At 70.5% G+C, this 22,928-nt stretch carries 21 protein-coding genes; 17 read left to right on the top strand and 4 right to left on the bottom strand.

The window, feature by feature from the left end; translation table 11 throughout:
- From ABT367_RS00815 to ABT367_RS00790, 6 genes are all read left to right on the top strand, one after another.
- The coding region (locus tag ABT367_RS00815) for an FGGY family carbohydrate kinase (protein WP_352248115.1) at positions 1 to 1,335 on the top strand (1,335 nt) is incomplete at its 5' end.
- Positions 1,336 to 1,475: 140 nt separating this feature from the next.
- A complete protein-coding gene (yicI, locus tag ABT367_RS00810; RefSeq protein ID WP_352248113.1) occupies positions 1,476 to 3,695 on the top strand; it encodes an alpha-xylosidase in 2,220 nt (739 codons plus the stop codon).
- Positions 3,696 to 3,838: 143 nt separating this feature from the next.
- Complete coding sequence (locus ABT367_RS00805; protein ID WP_352248111.1) at positions 3,839 to 4,864, top strand: aromatic ring-hydroxylating dioxygenase subunit alpha; 1,026 nt, start codon at positions 3,839 to 3,841, stop codon at positions 4,862 to 4,864.
- 86 nt (positions 4,865 to 4,950) lie between these two features.
- Positions 4,951 to 5,100, top strand: coding sequence for a hypothetical protein (locus ABT367_RS00800; protein WP_352248109.1), 150 nt, complete (start codon positions 4,951 to 4,953; stop codon positions 5,098 to 5,100).
- Positions 5,097 to 6,032 carry a PDR/VanB family oxidoreductase gene (locus ABT367_RS00795; RefSeq protein WP_352248107.1) on the top strand — a complete coding sequence of 312 codons (936 nt, stop codon included), beginning with the start codon at positions 5,097 to 5,099 and terminating at the stop codon, positions 6,030 to 6,032. Before ABT367_RS00800 ends, ABT367_RS00795 begins: the two co-directional genes overlap by 4 nt.
- A 194-nt stretch (positions 6,033 to 6,226) precedes the next feature.
- Positions 6,227 to 7,096: an IclR family transcriptional regulator gene (locus ABT367_RS00790; protein ID WP_352248105.1), complete on the top strand. Its 870-nt coding sequence runs from the start codon at positions 6,227 to 6,229 to the stop codon at positions 7,094 to 7,096.
- On the opposite strand, the gene ABT367_RS00785 is transcribed toward ABT367_RS00790, so the two are convergent.
- The gene (locus tag ABT367_RS00785) at positions 7,080 to 7,910 is read right to left on the bottom strand and encodes a PaaX family transcriptional regulator (protein WP_352248103.1); all 831 of its coding nucleotides are present in this window, start codon (positions 7,908 to 7,910) and stop codon (positions 7,080 to 7,082) included. The two genes, ABT367_RS00790 and ABT367_RS00785, sit on opposite strands and share 17 nt — an antisense overlap.
- 149 nt (positions 7,911 to 8,059) lie before the next feature.
- Here ABT367_RS00785 and ABT367_RS00780 point away from each other — a divergent pair, with 149 nt between their 5' ends.
- From ABT367_RS00780 to ABT367_RS00730, 11 genes are all read left to right on the top strand, one after another.
- On the top strand, positions 8,060 to 9,247 hold the full coding sequence (locus tag ABT367_RS00780; protein WP_352248101.1) for an ABC transporter substrate-binding protein: 1,188 nt from the start codon (positions 8,060 to 8,062) through the stop codon (positions 9,245 to 9,247).
- The gene (locus tag ABT367_RS00775) at positions 9,244 to 10,011 is read left to right on the top strand and encodes an ABC transporter ATP-binding protein (protein ID WP_352248099.1); all 768 of its coding nucleotides are present in this window, start codon (positions 9,244 to 9,246) and stop codon (positions 10,009 to 10,011) included. Before ABT367_RS00780 ends, ABT367_RS00775 begins: the two co-directional genes overlap by 4 nt.
- Entirely contained in the window at positions 10,008 to 10,682 is a 675-nt protein-coding gene (locus tag ABT367_RS00770; protein WP_352248098.1) for an ABC transporter ATP-binding protein, read from the top strand. The genes ABT367_RS00775 and ABT367_RS00770 overlap by 4 nt, the downstream gene beginning before the upstream one ends.
- The gene (locus tag ABT367_RS00765) at positions 10,679 to 11,542 is read left to right on the top strand and encodes a branched-chain amino acid ABC transporter permease (protein ID WP_352248096.1); all 864 of its coding nucleotides are present in this window, start codon (positions 10,679 to 10,681) and stop codon (positions 11,540 to 11,542) included. The genes ABT367_RS00770 and ABT367_RS00765 overlap by 4 nt, the downstream gene beginning before the upstream one ends.
- On the top strand, positions 11,539 to 12,501 hold the full coding sequence (locus tag ABT367_RS00760; RefSeq protein ID WP_352248094.1) for a branched-chain amino acid ABC transporter permease: 963 nt from the start codon (positions 11,539 to 11,541) through the stop codon (positions 12,499 to 12,501). The genes ABT367_RS00765 and ABT367_RS00760 overlap by 4 nt, the downstream gene beginning before the upstream one ends.
- On the top strand, positions 12,488 to 13,405 hold the full coding sequence (locus ABT367_RS00755; RefSeq protein WP_352248092.1) for an SDR family NAD(P)-dependent oxidoreductase: 918 nt from the start codon (positions 12,488 to 12,490) through the stop codon (positions 13,403 to 13,405). Before ABT367_RS00760 ends, ABT367_RS00755 begins: the two co-directional genes overlap by 14 nt.
- Before the next feature lie 2 nt (positions 13,406 to 13,407).
- Positions 13,408 to 14,286 (top strand): amidohydrolase family protein, encoded by an 879-nt coding sequence (locus ABT367_RS00750; protein ID WP_352248090.1) that lies wholly within the window; start codon positions 13,408 to 13,410, stop codon positions 14,284 to 14,286.
- Between the two features lie 36 nt (positions 14,287 to 14,322).
- Positions 14,323 to 15,837: an acyl-CoA synthetase gene (locus ABT367_RS00745; RefSeq protein WP_352248088.1), complete on the top strand. Its 1,515-nt coding sequence runs from the start codon at positions 14,323 to 14,325 to the stop codon at positions 15,835 to 15,837.
- 9 nt (positions 15,838 to 15,846) lie between these two features.
- Positions 15,847 to 16,296 (top strand): MaoC family dehydratase, encoded by a 450-nt coding sequence (locus ABT367_RS00740; protein ID WP_352248086.1) that lies wholly within the window; start codon positions 15,847 to 15,849, stop codon positions 16,294 to 16,296.
- 105 nt (positions 16,297 to 16,401) lie between these two features.
- Positions 16,402 to 17,508, top strand: coding sequence for a HEAT repeat domain-containing protein (locus ABT367_RS00735; RefSeq protein ID WP_352248085.1), 1,107 nt, complete (start codon positions 16,402 to 16,404; stop codon positions 17,506 to 17,508).
- A gap of 66 nt (positions 17,509 to 17,574) precedes the next feature.
- Complete coding sequence (locus tag ABT367_RS00730; RefSeq protein ID WP_165330623.1) at positions 17,575 to 18,264, top strand: TetR/AcrR family transcriptional regulator; 690 nt, start codon at positions 17,575 to 17,577, stop codon at positions 18,262 to 18,264.
- Between the two features lie 144 nt (positions 18,265 to 18,408).
- Here ABT367_RS00730 and ABT367_RS00725 read toward each other — a convergent pair whose 3' ends face one another.
- From ABT367_RS00725 to ABT367_RS00715, 3 genes are all read right to left on the bottom strand, one after another.
- A complete protein-coding gene (locus ABT367_RS00725; RefSeq protein WP_352248083.1) occupies positions 18,409 to 20,016 on the bottom strand; it encodes an FAD-dependent oxidoreductase in 1,608 nt (535 codons plus the stop codon).
- A 94-nt stretch (positions 20,017 to 20,110) separates the two neighbouring features.
- Positions 20,111 to 21,082 carry an AurF N-oxygenase family protein gene (locus ABT367_RS00720; protein WP_352248081.1) on the bottom strand — a complete coding sequence of 324 codons (972 nt, stop codon included), beginning with the start codon at positions 21,080 to 21,082 and terminating at the stop codon, positions 20,111 to 20,113.
- A gap of 102 nt (positions 21,083 to 21,184) precedes the next feature.
- Complete coding sequence (locus tag ABT367_RS00715) at positions 21,185 to 22,714, bottom strand: flavin-containing monooxygenase (protein WP_352248079.1); 1,530 nt, start codon at positions 22,712 to 22,714, stop codon at positions 21,185 to 21,187.
- Between the last annotated feature and the right edge of the window lie 214 nt (positions 22,715 to 22,928).

The raw sequence follows: 22,928 nt of genomic DNA, 5'->3' as shown, positions 1-22,928 counted from the left end.
CGCGAGAGCGACCCGGAGCTGTGGTGGTCGGCGCTGCGCGAGGCCGTCGCCGCCGGCCTCAAGGAGGCCGGGGTCTCCGCCGCGGCGGTGACCGGCATCGCGGTCGCCGGGCAGCAGCACGGCCTCGTCGTCCTCGACGCACAGGGCCGCCCGCTGCGCCCCGCGATGCTCTGGAACGACACCCGCGCCGCCCCGCAGGCCGCCGCCCTGACCGAACGGCTCGGCGGCCCACGGGCCTGGCTCGAGCGCACCGGCACCGTGCCCGTCGCCTCGATGACCGCCGCGAAGTGGCAGTGGCTGCGGGAGAACGAACCCGGTCTCGCGGTGGCGGCGGTACGGCTGCCCCATGACTTTCTGACCGAGCGCCTGTGCGGCGCCGCACTCACCGACCCCGGTGACGCCTCGGGCACCTGCTGGTACTCCACGGCCACCGGCGCGTACGACCCGGAGATCCTCGACCTCATTGGTCTCGCACCCGAGTTGCTGCCCGCGCTCGCCCCCGGCGGCGGATCACGCGCGGGTTCGCTCACCGCACGCGCCGCCGAGCACCTCGGCCTGCCCGAGGGCATCGCGGTGGGCGTGGGCACCGGCGACAACATGGCGGCGGCGGTCGGGCTCGGCCTCGGCGGCGCCGGCCTCCTGGACCATCCCGTGCTCAGCCTCGGCACCTCCGGCACGGTGTTCGCCGCGACCCGCGTCCGGCCCGCGTCCGAGGCCCTCGCCGGCTTCGCCGCGGCCGACGGTACGTATCTCCCACTGGCCTGCACGCTGAACTGCACGCTCGCCGTCGACAAGATCGCGGCGCTGCTCGGCCTCGACCGCGAGGACACCGAACCCGGCGGCGAGGTCGTGCTGCTGCCGTATCTCGACGGCGAGCGCACGCCCGATCTCCCGCACGCGGCCGGCCTGCTGACCGGTCTGCGGCACGCCACGAGCGGCCGGCAGATCCTCGGCGCCGCCTACGAGGGCGCCGCGTTCACCCTGCTGCGCGCCCTCGACGAACTGCTGCGCGCCTGCGGACTCGACCCCGAAAGCCCCGAGGCCGCCGCACGCCCGGTCCGCCTGATCGGCGGCGGTGCGCGGGGCCGCGTCTGGGCGCAGACGGTGCGCCGGCTGTCCGGGCGCCCCGTCCTCGTTCCCGAGGCCGAGGAACTGGTGGCGCTCGGCGCCGCCGCCCTGGCCGCCGCCGCCGTCAGCGGCCACGATCCGGTCGCCATCGCCACCGCATGGGACACCGGCCGGGGCACGCTGCTGCCCGCGCTCCCCCGCGACCTGCCCGCCTGGCGCCGCCTGTCCGACGCCTTGGAACGGGCGACACCCACCCTGCTGAGCTGATCCACCGCAGCCGACCCATGACACCGCCGAAGACCCCCGCCCATCCCTGCTGACGTAAACGGCCGCTGCCGCCCCGGCCCGCCGTGCCGGCGTGGACCGCCACCGACGACCCGACCCACCCCTGCTCCCCTGGGAAGATCATGAAGTTCACCGATGGCTTCTGGCTGATGCGCGACGGGGTCCAGGCCTCGTACGCCACCGAGGTCCGTGACATCCGCGCGGACGCCGACCGATTCACCGCGTACGCCGCCGTCAAGCGGGTCGAGCGCCGCGGCGACACCCTCAACTCCCCGCTGATCACCACCGATTGCTTCTCCCCCGCCGAGGGAGTCATCGGCGTCCGTACGACGCATCTGGCGGGCCGGCACAGGACGGGCCCCGACTTCGAGCTGCCCGGCGGCGACGCGTCCGTCGGGCAGGTGCGCCGGGACGGCGAGGCCCTCGAGCTGACGAGCGGCGCCCTGTCGGTGCGTCTGGACGCCGCCGCCCCCTGGACCCTGTCCTTCCGCGATGCGGAGGGCCGCGAGGTGACCTCGGCCGGCCGCAAGGGAACCGCCTTCTTCACCACCGGCGACGGCGCCCACCACATGGCCGGTCAGTTGGCACTCGGGGTCGGTGAGCAGGTCTACGGCCTCGGGGAACGGTTCACGCCGTTCATCCGCAACGGCCAGGTCGTCGACATGTGGCAGGCCGACGGCGGCACGAGCAGCGAACAGGCGTACAAGAACGTCCCGTTCAGCCTGCACATCTCCCCCGCGGGCGCGTACGGCGTGTTCGTGAAGCACCCGGGGCGGGTCTCGTACGAGATCGGCTCCGAGTCGGTGGGCCAGATGCAGTTCAGCGTCGAGGACCAGTCCCTCGAGTACTTCGTCGTCGCGGGCCCGACCCCGAAGGACGTACTGCGCCGCTACACCGCGCTCACCGGCCGCCCGGCGCTGCCGCCGGCGTGGTCGTTCGGGCTGTGGCTGACGACCTCGTTCACCACGCAGTACGACGAGGCGACGGTGACGAAGTTCGTCGACCAGATGGCCGAGCGCGACATCCCGCTGAGCGTCTTCCACTTCGACTGCTTCTGGATGCGCGAGTACCAGTGGTCCGACTTCACCTGGGACCCGGATGTCTTCCCGGACCCGGTCGGCATGCTGGCCCGGCTCAAGGAGCGGGGTCTGAGGATCTCCGTGTGGATCAATCCGTACATCGCCCAGAAGTCCGCCCTGTTCGACGAGGCCGCGGAGCTCGGGTATCTCGTGAAGCGGGCGAACGGCGACATCTGGCAGTGGGACCTGTGGCAGGCGGGCATGGCGCTCGTCGACTTCACGAACCCCGACGCGAGCGCATGGTTCCAGTCGAAGCTGAAGGTCCTGCTCGACCAGGGCGTCGACTGTTTCAAGACGGACTTCGGCGAGCGCATCCCCACGGATGTCGTGTGGCACGACGGCTCCGATCCGGAGCGGATGCACAACTACTACACGCAGCTGTACAACCAGGTCGTCTTCGAACTCCTGCAGAAGGAAAGGGGGTTGGGCGAGGCGGTGCTCTTCGCACGGTCCGCGACCGCGGGCGGGCAGCAGTTCCCCGTGCACTGGGGCGGCGACTGCTGGTCGTCGTTCGGCGCGATGGCCGAGTCGCTGCGCGGCGGTCTGTCGCTCTCCCTGTCCGGCTTCGGCTTCTGGTCGCATGACATCGGCGGCTTCGAGGGCACACCCGACCCGGCGGTCTTCAAGCGCTGGCTCGCCTTCGGCCTGCTCTCCTCGCACAGCCGGCTGCACGGGTCGAGCTCGTACCGCGTGCCGTGGGAGTTCGGTGATGAAGCGGTCGACGTGGCGCGGAAGTTCACCAAGCTGAAGCACCGGCTCATGCCGTATCTGTACGGCGCGGCGGCCCAGGCGCACGGAGCCGGTGTGCCGCTGATGCGGCCGATGCTCCTCGAGTTCCCCGACGACCCGACGGCCCGCGCCCTGGACCGCCAGTACATGCTGGGTCCCGATGTGCTGGTGGCGCCCGTGTTCTCCGCCGACGGCGATGTGGAGTTCTATCTGCCGGAGGGCACCTGGACGCACCTGCTGACCGGCGAGAAGGTGCAGGGCCCGGCCTGGCGCCGCGAGACGCACGGCTTCGACAGTCTTCCGCTGTATGTACGGCCCGGTGCCGTCCTGCCGTTGGCGGCGGACGAGCAGCGCCCCGACGGGGACTGGACGAAGGGCCTCACACTCCTGGTCACGCCCGACGCGCAGGACGTCACGGTCGCGGTACCCGACCACGACGGGCGCACCGCAGCCGTGTACCGGGTGACCCGGCAGGCCGGCGTGACCGTTTCGGCGGCCGAGGGGGTGCCGGTTCCGTCCGTCACGGAGCTGTGAACCGGGCGCGAAGCGGTTCGGGTCCGGCGCGCCCCGTCGGACCCGAACCCGGTTTCCGTTGAACGGAATCCCCGTAGGCACAGGACCTGTTCACCGGTGAGATGGACCCGAGGCAGGTCCGTCGACCATGGGGAGCCGAAGCCATGCCCTTCGCACGTAACCAGTGGTACGTCGCCGCGTACGGCGAGGACATCGGGGACGCTCTGTTCGGGCGGACCATCTGCGGTGAGCCCATCCTCTTCTACCGGACGGCGGACGGACGTGTGGTGGGCATGGCGGACCGCTGCGTTCACCGCCGCTATCCGCTGTCGGCGGGCAGCAGGGTCGGCGACCGGATCGTGTGCGGCTACCACGGCTTCACCTACGACCCCGACGGCTCCTGTGTGGCCGTGCCGGGCCAGTCACGCGTTCCGCGGACGGCCCGCGTCCCCTCGTATCCGGTCGTGGAACAGGACTCCCTGATCTGGGTGTGGATCGGGGACGCCGCCGAGGCCGTCACCGCCGCCATCCCGCGCGCGCCGTGGCTGGACTCGCCCGACTACACCACGGTCCGCGGGATGGAACCGCTCGCCGCCCGTTACGAGTTGCTCGTGGACAACCTGATGGACCTCTCCCACGAGACCTATCTGCACGCCGGATACATCGGCACGCCCGAGGTCGCCCAGACGCCCATCACCACGGAGACGGACGAGGACGCCGGTGTGGTGTACGCGCGGCGCCGGATGAAGGACGTGGAGTGCCCGCCGTTCTACGCCAACTCCACCGGGATCAAGGGGCGTATCGACCGGTGGCAGGACATCGAGTACCGCCCGCCGTGTCTGTATCTGCTGCACAGCCGGATCGCCCCCACGGGCCTGGAGCCGGGCCCTGACGGTGACGACAGCGCGGCGAACCACGCGGAGATCGTCTACGCGATCACTCCGGAGACCGAGCACAGCACCTTCGACTTCTGGATGGTGGCCCGGGACTTCGCGCGCGACGACGAGGAGGTCTCGGCCTTCCTCGCCGAGAGCAACCGGACCGTGGTGCTGCAGGACGTGACCGCCCTGAACCTCCTCGAGCAGGCCATCGCCGCCGAGCCCGAGGGGTATCAGGAGCTCAGCATCAACATCGACACCGGCGGCCTGGCCGCGCGGCGGATGCTGCACCGGCTGATCGAGCAGTCGTGAGGCGCGGGGTCCGGGTGCCGGATGCGGGCCGTGAGGTTCATGTGCCGGATACAGGCCGTGAGGAGAAGGGGTTCAAAGTGCCGGGCGTGAGGCGCGGGTTCCAGGTGCTCTGGGAGCCGGGCTCGGACATTCTCACCGGAACCTGCCACTGCGGGGCGGTCGTCCGCGCCGACGATCCCAACGGTGTCTGGAACTGGCTGCTCGCCCATCCCGACCATGGCACGGAGGCCCGGTGATCGAGGTCGTCGTCGCGGACCGCGAGACGGTGGCCGAGGACGTGGTGGCCCTGACCCTGCGCCGGGCGGCCGGCGGACCGCTGCCGTCCTGGGAGCCCGGCGCGCATATCGACCTGCGGCTCGCCGACGGCCTGGTCCGCCAGTACTCGCTGTGCGGAGACCCCGCCGATACGGAGTCCTGGCGCGTGGCCGTGCTCCGCGAGCCGGCCGGGCGCGGAGGTTCGGCGCAGGTCCACGAACGGCTCCGGCCCGGTTCACGGCTGACGGCCGATGGGCCGCGTAACCACTTCCAACTCGCCGCGTCCGCGCATTACTTGTTCATCGCGGGCGGCATCGGGATCACGCCGATCCTGCCGATGGTGGCGGCCGCCCACGCGGCCGGAGCGGACTGGCGACTGGAGTACGGAGGCCGCAGCACGGCCTCGATGGCCTTCCGTACCGAGCTGGCCCGGTACGGCGACCGGGTGCGGATCCGGCCGCAGGACACCACCGGGCTGCTCGATCTCGACGGCCTGCTGGGGACGCCGCTGCCGGACACCCTGGTGTACTGCTGCGGTCCCGAGCCGCTCCTGGCCGCCGTGGAGGAACACTGCGCCCGCTGGCCTCGAGGGGCCCTGCGGGTCGAGCGGTTCACGCCGAAGCCGGTGGAGGATGCCGGGCAGGACGAGGGGTTCGAGGTGGAGCTCGCCGGCAGCGGTCTGACGCTGAAGGTGCCCGCCGGCCGCTCCATCCTGGAAACGGTGGAGGCGGCCGGCGTCACCGCCCTGTCGTCCTGCCGCGAGGGCACCTGCGGCACCTGCGAGACCGAGGTCCTGGCCGGGGTGCCCGACCATCGCGACTCGGTGCTCACCGAAGAGGAGCGCGCGAGCGGGGAGTTCATGATGATCTGCGTCTCGCGTGCGCACTCGTCGCGACTCCTTCTCGATCTCTGACGTCCGCCGTAGACTCCGTCGCCCTGGAAGCCTGGCGAGCGCCGGGCACCAGGGAAGCCATGGCAACCCCCTGGAACCCGGATGCCCAGGAGCCCGGGATGCCCGGCATGCCCGGCATACCCGGCATGCCCGGGAAGCCCGGGAAGCCATGACGGCCCGGGCGGCTTCCGGGACGCGACGGAGCGGAGACGGCGATGGACAAGCCCGCCCGGCCCTCGGTGACCCGGCGGGTGCTCGGGATCCTGGACGCGTTCACGCCGGAGCGGCCCGGCCTTTCCCTGGCGGAGATCAGCAGGCGGACCGGTCTGCCGGCCCCGACCGCGCACCGCCTCGCCGGCGAACTGGTCGCCTGGGGCGCACTCGAACGCGACGCGCGGGGGACGTACCGGATCGGCCTGCGGCTGTGGGAAGTCGCCTCGCTCGCCCCGCGCGGTCCTGCGCTGCGCGAGGCCGCGCTGCCGTTTCTGGAGGACCTGTACGAGGCGACCCACCAGAACGTGCAACTCGCCGTGCTCGACGGCCTCGAGGTGATCTACCTGGAGCGGCTCTCGGGCCGGGGCGCCGTCCATGTGTTCACCCGGGTCGGCGGCCGCTTCCCCGCGCACGCGACCGGAGTGGGCCTGGTGCTGCTCGCGCATGCGGACCGGGCCACGCAGGAACGTGCGTACGCAGGGCCGTTGCAGCGCTTCACCGAGAAGACGATCTGTTCCGGGGAGCGGCTGCGCCAGGTACTGGCCGAAGTGCGGCGGACCGGAGTGGCGGTCAGTGACGGGCAGGTCGAGCTGGTGGCGCTGTCGGTCGCCGCGCCCGTGTACGGGCCGGACGACACGGTGGTGGCCGCGGTGTCGATCGTGGTCCCGGCCGAGGGCGCCGAGCCGCGTGCCCTCATCCCCGCCGTACGCGCGGGAGTCCGCGGTATCTCCCGCGCCCTGGGCGCGCCGAGCGCGCTGCGCGCCCCGGATTCGGCCGACCGCCTCAGCCAGAGCATCGGTCCGCGCGGCACACCCGGCCCCCGGGACCCCCAACTCAACGGTGCGAGCCCGGAGTTCAGTCGACCCGAATGAACTCGAGGGCTTCGTCCGCGAGGCGCCGCGCAGGCTCCTCGTAGCGGGCCCGCAGCTCCCACAGCACACGTTCGCCACGGATCGCCGGCCAGTCCTCGGGCAGGTACTCGACGGGAAGCCGCGGGTCGAAGCGGACCAGTTGCAGCCATTCCGTGGTCATCCAGAGAAACCTGGCCAGGTCGTCGGGGGCGTCCGGCAGCGGGTCGGGACGGTCCCAACGGGCCAGGAAGGCCTGGTAGTTCTCGGTCAGGCCGTCGAGGTCGAAGGCGTCCTTGATCATCGACGGTACGTCCGTGGGCTCCTGCGCGGCGCCGGTGAAGACCTTCATATGCCCGTTCAGGCCGAGTCCCGCGGCGAGCGGAGCCACGTCCACCTCGGCCGGGGCGATCCACATGCCGTTGCCGAGCGACCCGAAGCCGGCCCAGGTAAGCCGCGAGCGCAGCTCGTGCCGGCGGCTCTGCCAGGACTCGGGCATGGAGAACGCGAGCACGGTCCAGGAACCGTCCCAGTCGTCGTTGACCGCGCCATGGGTCCAGACCCGCTGTTCACCGTCCATGAGGATCCGCCGTGAGCGGTCGGTGAGCCCGAAGTGCATCCGCCGGCCCTGCCGGTGACGGGTGAGCAGATCCTTGCCGACCATGCGGGTCAGCGTGGAGCGCAGCGCGTGCTCGCTGACTCCGAGGCGCCCGAAGAGCTCGATGAAGCTGCCGGAGAAGACGGCGATGTCGCGCCGCAGCACGTAGTTGCCCAGAAAGGTGAGCATCAGGGACTGCGGCCGCAGCCGCGGAGGTGCCCCGGCGGGATCTGTGTCCACTCGTTCCGCTCCCCTTCGGTTGATGCAGATGATGTTGGGCAGATTATTGACGGTCGTGACCAACACGCCTAACTTCAGGCAGGTTACCTCTTCGCCGGGCGTTGCCGGGGAGGGTGCGGCAGACCAGATCCATTCCCAGGAGGTCTTCCATGCGCAAGCTCATCCCCTTACTGGCGGCGGCCGCGCTGGCCCTGACCGCATGCGGCTCCGGGGACACCGGTGGCGGCGGTGACACCATCAAGATCGGCTTCATCGAGTCGCTGACCGGCAACTACGCCCCGCTCGGCGGCGAGGCCAAGAAGACCGTCGACCTGGCGGTCGACCAGATCAACAAGGCCGGCGGCATCGACGGCCGGAAGATCAAACTGATCACGCTCGACGACAAGACCGCACCCGACCAGGGCGTGCTGCACTTCAATGAGTTGAGGTCCCAGGGGGTCACCGCGATCCTCGGGTCGACCTTCTCGAACGTCGGTCTCGCGGTGGAGCCGCTGGCCGAGCGGGCGAAGATCCCGTACATCTCGCTGGCCCCGGCGGACGAGCAGGTCGACCCCGTCCAGAAGTACACGTTCGTGGTGCCGGCGATCTCGTCCAAGTACGCCGAGGCGATGCTCCAGTACTTCCAGGCGCACAAGATCACCAAGATCGCCGTCGCGTACGACACCAAGAGCTCCTACTCCGTGGCCGGTTTCGCCGGGATGAAGAAGTACGCCGCCGAATACGGCGTGACGATCGTCGAGGAGGAGCCGTACGAGACCACGGCGACCGACTTCAGTCCGGTCTTCACGCATGTGCGCAGCTCCGGCGCGCAGGCGCTGGTCGCCTGGGCGAGCGGCGCCCCGGGAGTGACCCTCGCCAAGCAGTTCCCCAACTCGGGCCTGAAGCTTCCCCTGTTCATGACCGCCTCGCAGGCCAGCAAGCTCTGGCTCGACCCCGTGGGCAAGGCGAGCGAGGGCGTATACGTGCAGAGCGCCATCGGCGTCATCGGCGACACGCTCCCCGACGGCAAGCTCAAGGACTCGATCGAGGAGATGTCCGTCCCGTTCAAGGAGAAGTACGGGTACGAGCCGCCGCAGTTCGCCATGGACGGGTACGCGGGCGTGAAGCTGCTCGCCGCCGCGATCGAGAAGGCGGGCGGCACCGACAAGGAGAAGATCCGCGACGCGCTCGAGTCGCTGACCCTGGTCACCCCGACGGGCAAGTACGCCTACTCCCCCACCGACCACTCGGGTCTCAAGCCGACGGACATCTCCATGAACCGGGTGAAGGACGGCAAGCTCGTCCCCACCGAATGGTCGGCCGAACGCAATGCCGCGACCGCCAAGGCCGCGGGATGACCTCGCTGCTCGAAGTGCAGGGCGTCGGCAAGGCGTTCGGCGGTGTCTATGCCGTACGCGAGGTCGGCCTGACCGTGGCCGAGGGCGAGCTGCGCGGCGTGATCGGCCCCAACGGCGCCGGCAAGTCGACACTGTTCAACCTGATCAGCGGTCATCTCCTGCCCGATCACGGCACGTTGACCTACGCCGGGCGGCGTCTGGAGCGGCTGACCCCGCACGCCCGGGCCGAGCTCGGCATCGCGATCGTGTTCCAGGGCGCCCGGCTCTTCCTGGGCATGACGGCCCTGGAGAACGTGATGGTCGGCGCGCACGCCAGGACCCGGCACGGCTTCCTCTCGGCGGCGCTGCGGCTTCCGGCGCATCGCAAGGAGGAAAAGGCGATCAAGGCCGACGCCCTGGAGGCGCTCGACCGGGTGGGTCTGAAGGACTGGACGGACCGTGCTGCCGAGGAACTCCCGCTCGGCCAGCAGCGCTCGCTCCAGGTGGCCCGCGCGCTGTGCGCCAGGCCGCGGCTGCTGCTCCTGGACGAACCTGCCTCGGGGCTGCGCGCCGCCGAACGCGAGGCCCTCGCCCAGCTCATCGAGTCGCTGCGCGGCGAGGGCCTGACGACGCTGCTCGTCGAACACGACGTCGCCTTCGTCGCCCGGCTCGCGGACCGGATCAGCGTGCTCGACCTCGGCGCGCATATCGCCGAGGGCACCCCGGCCGAGATCCGCCAGGACGAGCGGGTCATCGCCGCCTACCTCGGCAAGGAGGCAGCATGAACGTGATCGAGGCGGAGGACCTGGTCGTACGGTACGGAACGGCCACCGCTCTCGACCGGGTCGGCCTGAGGGTCGCGGCCGGTGAACTCGTCGCGCTCATCGGCCCGAACGGGGCCGGCAAGTCCTCCCTCGTCAACACGGTCCTCGGCATCGTCCGCCCGGAGTCGGGACGCGTCGCGGTGCACGGCCGTGCCGCCCTCGTCCCCGAAGGGCGGCAGCTCTTTCCGGACCTGACCGTCGACGACAACCTGGCGCTCGGCGCGTGGCGGCGCAGAAGGGACTCCGGTGCCCGCGACACCGCCAAGGTGTACGAGGTGCTGCCCGGTCTGGTCCGTCTGCGCAAGCGGCGCGCGGGCAGCCTGTCCGGCGGCGAGCAGCAGATGGTCGCGTTCGGACGGGCCCTGATGGCCGACCCGGATGTGGTCGTCGTGGATGAACTCTCCCTCGGTCTGGCCCCGTTGGTCACCGCGGACCTGGCCGCGCAGCTGCGCACCCTGAACGCCGAACGGGGTATGGCCGTCCTGCTGATCGAGCAGAACGCACGGCTCGCCCTCGACCTGTGCAGCCGCGGTTACGTCCTCGAGGCGGGCCGGATCCGCGCCGAGGGCACCGCGGCCGAGCTGATGGCGAGCGCCGAGGTCGCCGACGCCTATCTGGGGGCGGTCCTGTGAGCGACTTCCTCCAGTACCTCGTCGCGGGCCTGGCCGTCGGCTGCGGCTTCGCCCTGCTCGCCAGCGGACTGGTGGCCGTCCACCGGGTGACCCACGTGGTCAACTTCGCGCAGGGCATGTTCGCCGTGGTGGCGGGCCTGACCGCCGGTTCGCTGCTCTCGGCCGGCCTCCCGCACGGGGCCGCCGAACTCCTCGCGGTCCTGGTGGCCGGCGCGGTCGGTCTGCTCGTCGGTCTGATCGCCACCGGCAAACCCGGGACCAGCCCCCAGTCGGCGCTGATCGTGACGCTCGGCGTGGGCTTCGTCGCGTACGCCGTCGAGATCATGATCTGGGGCGACAACCCCCGCTCCCATCCCGGGCTCCGCGGCTCGGTGCAGATCGCCGACGCCTACGTGCAGAAGCAGTCGTTCCTCGTCATCGGCGTGACCGCGGTGGTGTTCACGCTGCTGGGCCTGTTCTTCACCCGTACCTACCTCGGCAAGGCGTTCACCGCCTGCGCCTCCAACCCCTACGCGGCGCGTGCGGTGGGCATCGACGTGACCCGTATGGGGCTGATCGCCTTCGCCCTCGGCGGGATGCTCGGCGGCGCCGCGGGTGTGCTGCTCACCCCGCTCCTTCCGATCTCGTACAACAGCGATGTCCTGCTCATCACCAGCGGATTCGCCGCCGCGATCCTCGGCGGTCTCACCCGGCCGGGGCTCGCGCTCGTCGGCGCACTGATCCTGGGTGTCGCGGAGTCCATGGTCGCCGGGTATCTGGACGCCTCGTACCAGACGGTGGTCGCGCTGCTCCTGATGCTCGCGATCATGATCTGGCAGGCCTCGCAGCGTACGTCGCTCACCGAAGAGGCGGCCCGATGAACGAATCCGTCCTTGTTCTCCTGCTGCTGTCCGCGATCGTGGTCACGGGCCTGTCCATGCTGATGGGCTACGCCGGCCAAGTGTCCCTGGGCCAGGCCTCCTTCACCATGATCGGCGCCTACACCGCGGCCCTGATCGCCACTCATGGCCAACCGACGTGGCTCGGTCTGCTCGCCGCGCCGTTCGTCGCCACCGCGGCCGCCGCCCTGATCGGCATCCCGCTCCTGCGCCTGCGCGGCCACCGCCTCGCCTTCGCCACACTCGCCGTCCAGCTGGTGCTCCTGAGCATCGTGGGTCAGCAGGAGTGGACGGGCGGCGACATCGGTCTGCAAGGCATTCCGCTTCTGACCATCGGCGGTTACGAGTTCTCCGGCGACCGTCCGTACATCTGTCTCGCTCTCGCCGCCCTGCTCCTGGTCGTCCTGATCACACGGAACGTCGTGGCCTCCCGTCCGGGGCGTGGTCTGCGGGCCCTGGCCACCAGCGAGGTCGCCGCCGAGTCCTCCGGGGTGCCGGTGGCCACGTACAAACTGGTCGTCTTCAGTCTCTCGGCCGGGTTCGCCGGTCTTGCGGGCGGCATCTACGCCTTCTACATCGGCTATGTGTCGCCGGGTTCGTTCCCCGTGCTCCTTTCCTTCGAGTACGTGGTGATGGTCGTCGTCGGCGGCGCGGGCACCATCTGGGGCGCGCTCGCCGGCGCCACCGCGATCACCCTGCTGCTCCAGTGGCTCAACGACCTCGGCACCCGCGAGGGCATGCCCGCCTCCGCGCCCGCGGTCCTGTCCTATGCCGTCTACGGAGTGCTCCTGATCCTGGTGGTGCTCTTCCTGCCGCGCGGTCTGGTGCCCAGCGCGACCTCATGGTGGGCGCGGCACGTCCGGTGGCCGCGCCGCCGCACCGAGGAGCCTGCCGGCACTCCGTCAACTGCCCCGAAGGAGATGCACTATGAGCCGAATTGATCTCAACGGCAAGGTGGCCGTCGTGACCGGCGGAGGGCGGGGCCTCGGGCTCGCGTATGCGCGGGCACTGGCTCGTGCGGGTGCGTCGGTCGTGGTCAACGACGTCGACGAGGAGATCGCCGCGGCGGCCGTCAAGGAGATCACCGGCGCGGGCGGGCAAGCGGTGGCGGAGGTCGTGCCCGTGGGGGACGCCGCGGCCGCCGACCGCCTCGTGGGGCGGGCCGTCGAGGCGTTCGGACGGCTCGACGTCATGGTGACCAACGCCGGGATCCTGCGCGACCGGGTGCTGTGGAAGATGACCGACGACGATTTCGACGCGGTGCTCGGCGTCCATCTGCGGGGCACGTTCACCTGCGCCCGCGCCGCCGCCGTACGGATGCGGGAGCAGGGCGACGGCGGCTCGATCGTCCTGGTCGGCTCGCCCGCCGGACAGCGCGGCAACTTCGGGCAGACCAACTACGCGGCGGCCAAGGCGGGTATCGCGGCGATGGCCCGCACCTGGTCGATGGAGCTCGCCAGGTCCGGGATCACCGTCAATGCGATCATCCCCGTCGCGGCCACCGCCATGACCGAGACGATCCCTGTGTTCGCCCCGTATATAGAGGAGCAGCGCAAGGGCCGCCCGCTGCCCGATTTCCTGCGCAAGGGCGAGGGGTTCGGCACTCCGGAGGACTGCGCCGCACTCGTCCCGTACCTCGCGTCGGAGGCTGCCCGCGGCATCACCGGGCAGTGCATCGGCATCGGCGGGGACAAGCTCGCGCTCTGGTCGCATCCGCAGGAGATCGCGGCGGCCTACGCCGACGGCGGCTGGACCCCGGAGACGATCGCCGCCGTCTGGCCCGCCTCGCTCGGCCGCGAGCCCCAGTCCGTGGGCATCCCGGCCCCCGTGGTCCCGGAGGGCTGACCGTGCCGAACCCCGACGAGCTCACCGCCATCGACGTGCATACGCACGCCGAGGTGTCCGCCCGCGGAAACGCCTCCCTGGACGAGGAGTTGAGCGACGCGTCCAGCACGTACTTCAAGATCGACCCGGCCCGGCGCAAGCCCACCCTTCACGAGATCGCGGCCTATTACCGTGAGCGCTCCATGGCCGCCGTGGTGTTCACCGTGGACGCCGAGCACGCCACAGGGACGCCGCCCGTGCCCAACGAAGAGGTCGCCGAGGCGGCCGCGGCCAACCCCGACGTCCTCATCCCGTTCGCCTCGATCGACCCGTTCCGGGGCAAGGCGGGTGTGCGCCAAGTGCGGCGCCTGGTGGAGGAGTTCGGCGTACGGGGCTTCAAGTTCCACCCCAACGTCCAGGGCTTCTTCCCCGACGACCGGATCGCCTACGGCCTGTACGAGGCGATCGAGGAGCTCGGCGCCATCGCCCTGTTCCACACCGGGCAGACCGGGATCGGCTCCGGGGTTCCCGGCGGTGGCGGCATCCGGCTGAAGTACTCCAATCCGCTGCATGTCGACGACGTGGCCGTCGACTTCCCGCACCTGAAGATCATCCTGGCCCATCCCTCGTTCCCCTGGCAGGACGAGGCGCTGAGCATCGCCACGCATAAGCCGGGCGTCTACATCGACCTGTCCGGCTGGTCCCCGAAGTACTTCCCGCCGCAGCTCGTCCAGTACGCCAACACGCTGCTCAGGGAGAAGATGCTGTTCGGCTCCGACTACCCGCTGCTGACCCCGGACCGCTGGCTAGCCGACTTCGCCGAGCTCCCGATCAAGGACGAGGTGCGGCCCCTGATCCTCAAGGAGAACGCGGCCCGGCTGCTGGGGCTGCGGAAGACCTGAGCCGTCCGGGCGAGGAGCCGAGAGGAGGTCACGCATATGCGCAACGAGGGAATCGGGTCGTGGCCCGCCCGCAGAGCGCGCAAGACCCCGCGCCGCACCGCCCTGGTGCACGACGGCAGCACGATCACCTACGGCGAGCTGCACCGCCGCGTCCTCCAACTCGCCCATGCCTTACGCATGTTGGGCGTACAGCGCGGCGACCGCGTCGGCTATCTCGGCCCCAACCACCCGTCGTTCCTGGAGACGTTGTTCGCCACCGGGGTCATCGGCGCCGTCTTCGTCCCGCTCAACACCCGTCTGGCCGCTCCGGAGATCGGCTATCAGCTCGCCGACTCCGGGGTGTCCGTCCTGATCCACGCCCCGGCCCACGCACAACTGGTCGACTCCCTGCGCGCCACGACGGACGTACGCGTGCATGTGGCCCTCTCGGGCCCGTCCCCCGATACGGTCGGCTACGCCGAGATGCTGCGGGCTGCCCCGGAGGATCCGCTCGACGAGCCGGTGGCGCCCGACGACCTGTGCCTGATCATGTACACCTCGGGGACCACGGGCCGTCCCAAGGGCGCCGCTCTGACCCATGCCAACCTCACCTGGAACGCCCTCAACGTCCTGGTCGACACCGATCTGATCGCGGATGAGACCGCCCTGGTCTCGGCTCCCCTGTTCCATACAGCCGGGCTCAACATGCTCACCCTGCCGGTGCTCCTCAAGGGCGGCACCTGCGTCCTCGTCCCGTCCTTCGACCCCGAGGCCACCTTCGAGCTGATCGAGCGCCACCGGGTCACGTTCATGTTCGGCGTACCCACCATGTTCAAGGAGCTCGCCCGGTCCCCCAAGTGGCCCGCCGCCGACCTGACTTCGCTGCGCCTGCTGACCTGCGGCGGCTCCCCGGTCCCGCCGTCGCTCATCGAGACCTACGCCGCCCGGGGCCTGACCTTCCTGCAGGGATACGGGATGACCGAGGCGGCTCCCGGAACGCTGTTCCTCGACGCGGCCCACGCCGTGGCCAAGACCGGCTCCGCCGGAGTGCCGCACTTCTTCACCGACGTACGCGTGGTCGGTCCCGACGGCGCCGAGGTCGAACCGGGCGAGCCGGGCGAGGTCCTGGTCAACGGCCCGCATGTCATGGCCGGTTACTGGGGTCTGCCCGAACAGAGCGCCGCCGTCCTCAGGGACGGCTGGTTCCACACCGGTGATCTGGCCGTACTCGACGAGGACGGTTACGCGTTCATCACCGACCGGCTCAAGGACATGATCATCTCCGGCGGCGAGAACATCTATCCGGCCGAGGTCGAAAAGGCCATCGCGGCCGACCCCGACGTCCTGGACTGTGCCGTCATCGGCGTCCCGGACCCCAAGTGGGGCGAGGTCGGCCGCGCCGTCGTGATCCCCCGGCCCGGCTCGGGCCTCACGCCCGCACGCGTCCTCGAGGCCCTCCGGGGCGTACTGGCCTCGTACAAGATCCCCAAATCGGTGGTGTTCGCCGACGAACTGCCGCGCAACGCGGCCGGAAAGATCCTCAAATCCCGCCTGCGCGAACTCCACGGCTGAGGAGCCCTCATGCATGTGCACATAGACGACCTCGTCGGCATGACCGGAAAGGAGCTGGGCACCAGCGACTGGTTCCCGGTCCCGCAGACCCGTATCGACACCTTCGCGGATGCCACCGACGACCACCAGTGGATCCATGTGGACCCCGAGCAGGCGAAGAGCGGCCCCTTCGGCGTCCCCATCGCCCACGGTCTGCTCACCCTGTCGCTCTTCATCCCGATGTTCACGGCACTCCTGGACGTGGACGGAGTGAAGACCAAGGTCAACTACGGCTTCAACAAGGTCCGCTTCCCGGCCCCCGTCCCCGCCGGCTCCCGCCTGCGCCTGCTCGCCCGCCTCGTCGAAGCCGCCGATGTGCCCGGTGGGGGCGTCCAGATCACGGTGGACGGCACGATCGAGATCGAGGAGGCACCCAAGCCGGCCTGTGTGCTGCAGTCCGTCTCGCGCTTCTACCGCTGAGACGGGTGCGCGGCCCGCGCGGTCGGAGCGCGGCTCGGATCCCGTTGTCAGTGGCATACGGCATCGTGTGCCGCCGGGGTCGGATCGAGGTCAGGGGTGGGCCGCGTGACGGAGCAAGAGCTCTACGCGTATGTGGCAGGCGAGTTGAGCCGTACGGACTGGGAGGCGCTGGAGCATGCCTACGGTCCGGCCGGCGACATCCCTCCGTACTTGGCCGGGCTGCTCGACTCGGACGCGGACAGACAGTCCGAGGCGCTGGGGATGCTCGACATGGCGGTGCTCCACCAAGGTTCGCTCTACTCCGCGACGCCACCCGCCGCGCTCTTCGTCGCGGCCGTCCTCGATCATCCGCGCACCCTCGCCGAGCACGAGAGCCACTACCCCTGGGACGAACGGGCGCGCCCGCTGCGCGCCGCGCTGATCGAATGGCTCGGCCAGATCGCGGACAGCGCCGCCCACGGCGAGAGGACCAGGGGCGAGGATTCCAACGGGCCGGATGTGACCGCGGCCTGCCGTGCCGTCAGGCCCGCCCTCTACAAGAGCGTGCAGCGGTATCTGTCGGAGCCTCACCCGGCGATACGGGAGGCGGCGGTGGGCGCCGTCACCCATCTCCTGCGCGCCCCCGACCTCGCGGAACACATCCCGCACGCCGCGGGGCACCTGCGGCACACGCTCGCGCACAGTTCGTCGCGGCGGGAGCGGGCCGCCTGTGCCGTCACCTTGGGCCTGTGGGGTCAGGACACCACGGCGTACCTCGACGATGCCGACCCCGCCGTCGCCACCTGTGCAGCCCTCGCCGACCGCAACGCCGGCGAAGTGAGGGCCACCGCGCTCCTGCTGGCCGCGCTCGAGCGCCCTGCCGAGGCGGATGCCTGGTTCTGGCCGCATCTGCCGCACTTCGACGGCTGGCTCCGCTTCACGCTCCTGCGCGTCGCCATGGAGCGCACGACGCTCGAGGAACTGCTCCCGGCCGCGCTCGCCATGTTGCGGATGAGCAGCCACTTCACGGTCGAGTGGGACTGGGGCCCGCTGATGGTGAAGGCGTTTCCCGAAGGGCACCGGGCCGGTACACCGCTCACGCAGGCCCAGCGCACCTTTCTGAGGGCCGCATTGGAGCACGACGACGACTGGGGGAACACCGCCGGCCGGATCATCTGGCTCCGCAAGGCGGGGCTTCCCTCGGAGCGCCAGGCCTTGTGCGGCCTCCTGTAGGCGCCGAGGTTCCCGCAGCCGGTGCTCGGGCTCCGTGGCTGGTCAGGTGGTGGATATTCTGGCGGGATGGTGGACAGAACCGGTGGTGAGCCGCAGATCGACGGGCGCTCCACCCGCTGGGACGAGCACAAGGCGCAGCGCCGGGTCGAGTTGGTGGATGCGGCGGTCGCGCTCATCGAGGAGGAGGGCACGGCGTTCCGCGTACAGCGTCTCGCGGAGCGTGTGGGGCTGCCGCGATCGGTGCTGTACCGGCACTTCAAGGACCGGGCCACGCTGGACGAGTTGATCCGGCGCCGGGTCGTGGAGTCCTTCATGCGGCGGATGGAACCCACGCTCAGCTTCGAGGGGACGGTCGAGGAGTCCGTCCAGCGGGTCGTGGGTGCACATCTGGACTGGGTCGTCGAACATCCGCGGCTCTACGCCTACATGGGCGTCGGGGAGCATGCGATGGGGGACGGCTCCCTGGTGGCGGACGCGAAGTCCGCGATCGCGCTGATGCTGGCCGACCGCTTCGGGGACATCCTGCGGGCGCTCGGGCTGCGGGAGGCGCCGATCCGGTCGGTCGCGGTGGGGATCGTGGGGTTCGTGGACACCGCGGTCAATCAGTGGGTCCACGACCCCGGGCGCGAACAGTCCGAGGAGGAGCTGCGGGCGATGCTGTGCCGCTCGGTCTGGGCGGTCCTCGACGCGACGCTGCGGGACCTGGGTGTGGAGCTGTCGCCTCAGCAGAAGGTCTCGGAGCTGGAAGGGATCTGACGGTGTCCGGTCCCGGGCAAGGGCTCTGGACGTGTGCAGTCACGGACGAGGGTTCCGGACCTGTCCGCTTCCGCATGAGGGTCCCGCATCGGCCCGGTCCCGCACGAGGGATCCGGACCTGTGCGGTCCCGGGCGTCCCGGGTGTCAGCCGCGTGCCGCCGGGGCGGCGTTCGCGACGCGGTGCAGGGACTCCGCGTCCGTGAGCTTGACGCGGGGACGGTCCTGGGCCTCGCCGGCAGCGCGCTCCTCGCGGTCGATGGCGAGCCATGCGTCCAGGCCGAGCCCGTCGACCGCCACGCCCCCGCGCTGTTCCGGACGGCTGAGGAGACCGGCGGCGAAGTCGTCGAGCAGGGACTCGACCGTCTCCTGGGCACAGGTCTTGTTCGTGCCGATGTAGCCGGTGGCCCCGCGCTTGATCCAGCCCGCGACATAGACACCGGGCCGCACCCGACCGCGTTCGTGCGGGACCGTCGCGCTGTCCTCGTCGAAGGGCAGCCCGGGTACGGGTCGGGCGCGGTAGCCGACGGACCGCAGGACGAGACCGGTCTCCAGGGACTGCGGTGCGCCGGTGCGACGAGCGCGGACGGTGCCGTCGCCGTCGGTGTACAGCTCGGTGGAGGTGAACTCCAGGGCCTCGACGGACCCCTCACCCAAGAGCCGTACGGGACTGGCCAGGAAGCGCAGCACGATACGGCGGCGGCCCTCGACCGGCGTCCGGCCGGCCAGCTCCCACAGCAGCCGCGTCTTCTCGGTGGCATCCGGCGCGAGGTCCTCGGGCCAGCCCTCCACCCGCACGTCCACGTCCTTCAGGGCGCGGAGCGCCAGGAGTTCGGGCACGGTGAACGCCGCCTGGGCGGGCCCGCGCCGGCCGAGCAGGACGACTTCGCGGACCTTGCTCGCACGCAGCGCGGCGAGCGCGCGGTCCGAGATGTCGGTACGGGCCAGCACCTCGGGATCGGCGGTGAGGATACGGGCGACGTCGAGGGCGACATTGCCGTTGCCGATGACGACGGCGCGTTCCGTATCGAAGGGGTACGCGTCGTCCGCTCGGTCGGGGTGGCCGTTGTACCAGGCGACGAACTCCGTCGCGGAGACACTGCCGGCGAGCTCCTCGCCCTCGATGCCGAGGCGCTTGTCGGTCGCGGCGCCGACGGCGTAGATCACCGCGTGGTGCTCGCGCAGCAGGTCGTCGTGCGTGAGGTCGGCACCGACCTCGACGCCGAGCCGATAGCGGAAACCGGCCTGTGACTCGATGGCCCGGAAGAGCTCCGTGACCTGCTTGGTGTCCTGGTGGTCCGGCGCGACACCGGCCCGCGCCAGACCGTACGGAGTGGGAAGCCGGTCGAGGACGGTGACGCGCACGCCCGGGTGGCGCAGGAGCTCGTCGGCGGCGAACAGGCCCGCGGGTCCCGCGCCGACGACGGCCACGGACAACTCGCCCGCCGGCAGGGCTCGTTGACCGGGCACCACGTACATGGGTGCGCGATCGGTGTGCGGGTTCTCCTTGTAGTACGACGCGTTCAGCTCGAGGAACGGCAACTCCCCTTCGGTGAGGGCCGTATGGGGCTTCAGGGCGTCGACCGGGCAGGCCGTCGTACAGGCACCGCAGTCCACGCAGGTGCGCGGATCGACGTACAGCATCTCGGTCGTGCCGAAGCCCGGCTCTCCCGGCGCGGGGTGGATGCAGTTGACCGGGCAGGCCAGCACGCACGAGGCGTCGGCGCAGCAGGATCGGGTGACGACGTACGGCACGGCGGGCTGGTCTCCGTTCGGATGGTCAGGGAAGTGCGGTGCGGTCTGCGGCCGTTCAGTCGGCGGTGAGCGGGCAGGGGCGGCCCGCGGCCGTTCAGTCGGCGGTGAGCGGGGCGGGCTCGCCGCGGAAGCGCGCGGGCCGGCCGTTGATCCGCAGCGCCTTCCACACCGGACGGGACACCTTGTTCATCAGACCGATGTCCTCGGCGAGCATCCGTACGTCGGAGAAGAGGTCGTGGAGCATCTTCCGGCCGGCGTCGGACTTCCAGAACACGTCCTTGAGCACCCAGGCGGGGATGCCGACCTCGGCGGCGGACTTCCGGTCGGGGATCATGATGACGTCGCACAGGACCCGCATGATCAGCGGGAAGAGCACGGACAGGGCGCCGCGGCGGGCCTTGCCGTAGCGCGGGACGCGCAGGCGCAGGAACTCATGGGCGAAGGAGATGTGCCGGGCTTCCTCCGCGATATGGATCTGCATGATCCGCTGCGGGAGCGGATGCACCGGTTCCCCGCTGCGCAGGGCCGCCTTCTGCAGATGGTCGATGGGCTCTTCGCCGGCGAGGATGCCGGTGAAGAAGGCCTCCGGGTAGAGCGAGCCGGCCAGCGGCAGGACCCGGCTCAGCTGCCTGAACCAGCGCTTTCCGCCGGCGGTGTCCACGCCGGTGCGGTTGACCAGCTCCTGGAACATCTGGGTGTGGTGGGTCTCCTCGGTGATCTCGTGGGTGAGGTACCTGAACTCCTCGTTCCGGTTGCCCAGTTGGTAGATGTAGTCCAGTGCCCCGCGCATGAGCAGGTTCTCGAACTGCATGCCCACCTTGGCGATGGTCGCCCACCGCCAGATCCCGATCCGTATCTGCGTCTCGAGCGGCTGCTCCCGGTACCACGGGTGGGCGCCCAGAGCGTCCGCGGAGGTGAGCACCCAGCGGGGGTCGCCGGTGTCCACGGCGAACTCGGGGTCGTCCCACTTGATGTCGGTGAAGGCGTTGAAGTTGACGTTCACGGAGCCTTCGGACAGGGTCCGCAGGCGCTCGTCGTAGACCTTCCTGGTCAGGTTCGCGGTCATCTTCGTCCTCGGTTGTCTGCGGGGTGGCTTGGACGAGCGGGGTTGCTGCTTGGGCCAGCCGTACGGGCCTGTCCGGACCAACTGGACGTACCGGCCCGGCAATCAGGCGGCGCGGGTCGGTTCCTCTGCGTCCGCACGCGCATCGGCGGCGGCGTCCGCACGGGAGGGGTCCGCCTTCTCGAAGCGCAGGGCGCTGTCGTCGATGGGCGCGGCCCGGAGCATGGCGCGGTCGCGGTAGTAGTTGTTCCACAGCCGCCACGGGTCACGGGTGCCCTGGCGCGGCATGACCTCATCGGCCCGGGCGATATAGCCGGAGGTCAGCGCCTCGCCCATGACGGAGAACTCGGAGCGGTCGCCGTCCGAGGCCACCGGTGTGGCGATGTCGTGCCCGTGGCGCCGCATGTGCGCGAGCAGCCGGGCGGTGTAGTCGGCCGCCAGGTCCGCCTTCAGGGTCCAGGAGGCGTTGGTGTAGCCGATCACGAGGGACATGTTGGGTACGCCCTCGAGCAGAACGGCCTTGTAGAGCACGCGGTTCGCGATGTCCACGGGGCGGCCGTCGACGGTGAGTTCCATACCGCCCAGGAGGCGGACGCTCAGGCCGGTGGCGGTGACCACGATGTCGGCCTTCAGCTCCTCGCCGGACTTCAGGCGGATGCCGTCGGCGGTGAAGGTGTCGATGTGATCGGTGGCGATCGACGCCTTGCCGCTCTTGAGGACCTTGAACAGATCACCGCCGGGCACCACGCACAGCCGCTGGTCCCAGGGCTTGTAGCGCGGGCTGAAGTGCCGCATGTCGACGCTCTTTCCGGCCCGGGCGCGCACGAGCCCGAGGAGCACCCGCCGGGCGAGGCGCGGATACTTGCGGCAGAACGCGTAACTCCCGCGCTGCAGCGCGATGTTGCGCGCCCGCGAGATCTTGTACGTCAGCGCGGCGGGTGCGCGGAGCTTCTGGAGCACCGAGGTGAGCGGGTCGACCTCGGGCAGCGCCAGGATGTACGTGGGCGAGCGCTGCAACATGGTCACGTGCGCGGCTTCGCCGGCCATCGCTGGCAGCAAGGTGATGGCGGTGGCGCCGGATCCGATGACGACGACGCGCTTGCCGCTGTGGTCGAGATCCTCCGGCCAGTGCTGCGGATGGATCAGGGTGCCCTGGTAGTCGGCCTCGCCCGGGAACTGCGGGCGGTAGGGCCGGTCGTAGTCGTAGTAGCCGGTCGCGCCGACCAGGTAGCCCGCACTGTACGACTCGCGCCCGCCCGTGGCCTCGTCCTCGACCTCGACGTCCCAACGCCCGGTGGCGTGCGAGAAGTTCGCGCGGATCGCGCGCCGCCCGAAGCGGATGTGCTCAAGGACGCCGGCGTCGCCCGCGGCGTCCTCGACGTACTGCCGGATCTCCGGACCGCCGGCCAGGATGCGCGCGTCGCGCCAGGGCCGGAAGCCGAAGCCGAAGGTGGACATGTCGGAGTCGGAGCGGATACCGGGATAGCGGAAGAGATCCCAGGTGCCACCGACCCGCGCGCGCCGCTCGAGCACGACGAGCGAAGTGCCGGGCGCGTCCCGCAGGACATGGCAGGCGGCGCTGATGCCGGAGATTCCGGCACCGATCACCAGGACGTCGACGTGCTGCTGCTCCATTGCGGAGGTCCCCACTCTCGGTCGGGCACGCGGTTCCATCTCTGTGCGTTCCCGCAATTTACCTGCGACACACTGTTTCAGATACCGGCGGTAACGTGATGTGGGTCACTCGCGCCCGCTCCCTGTCGACGCCGGGCCAGATCGCACTGTCCCAGAATTCGGGGGATACGTTCCCGCCGGAACCTCGCCGACCATGGGCGTCAGTACGTATCCA

The sequence above is a fragment of the Streptomyces mesophilus genome (genome assembly GCF_040300965.1).
In the GTDB taxonomy this organism is placed as follows: domain Bacteria; phylum Actinomycetota; class Actinomycetes; order Streptomycetales; family Streptomycetaceae; genus Streptomyces; species Streptomyces mesophilus_A.
Note: the sequence above shows the minus strand (reverse complement) of the source record. Positions and strands in the feature narration are given on the sequence as shown.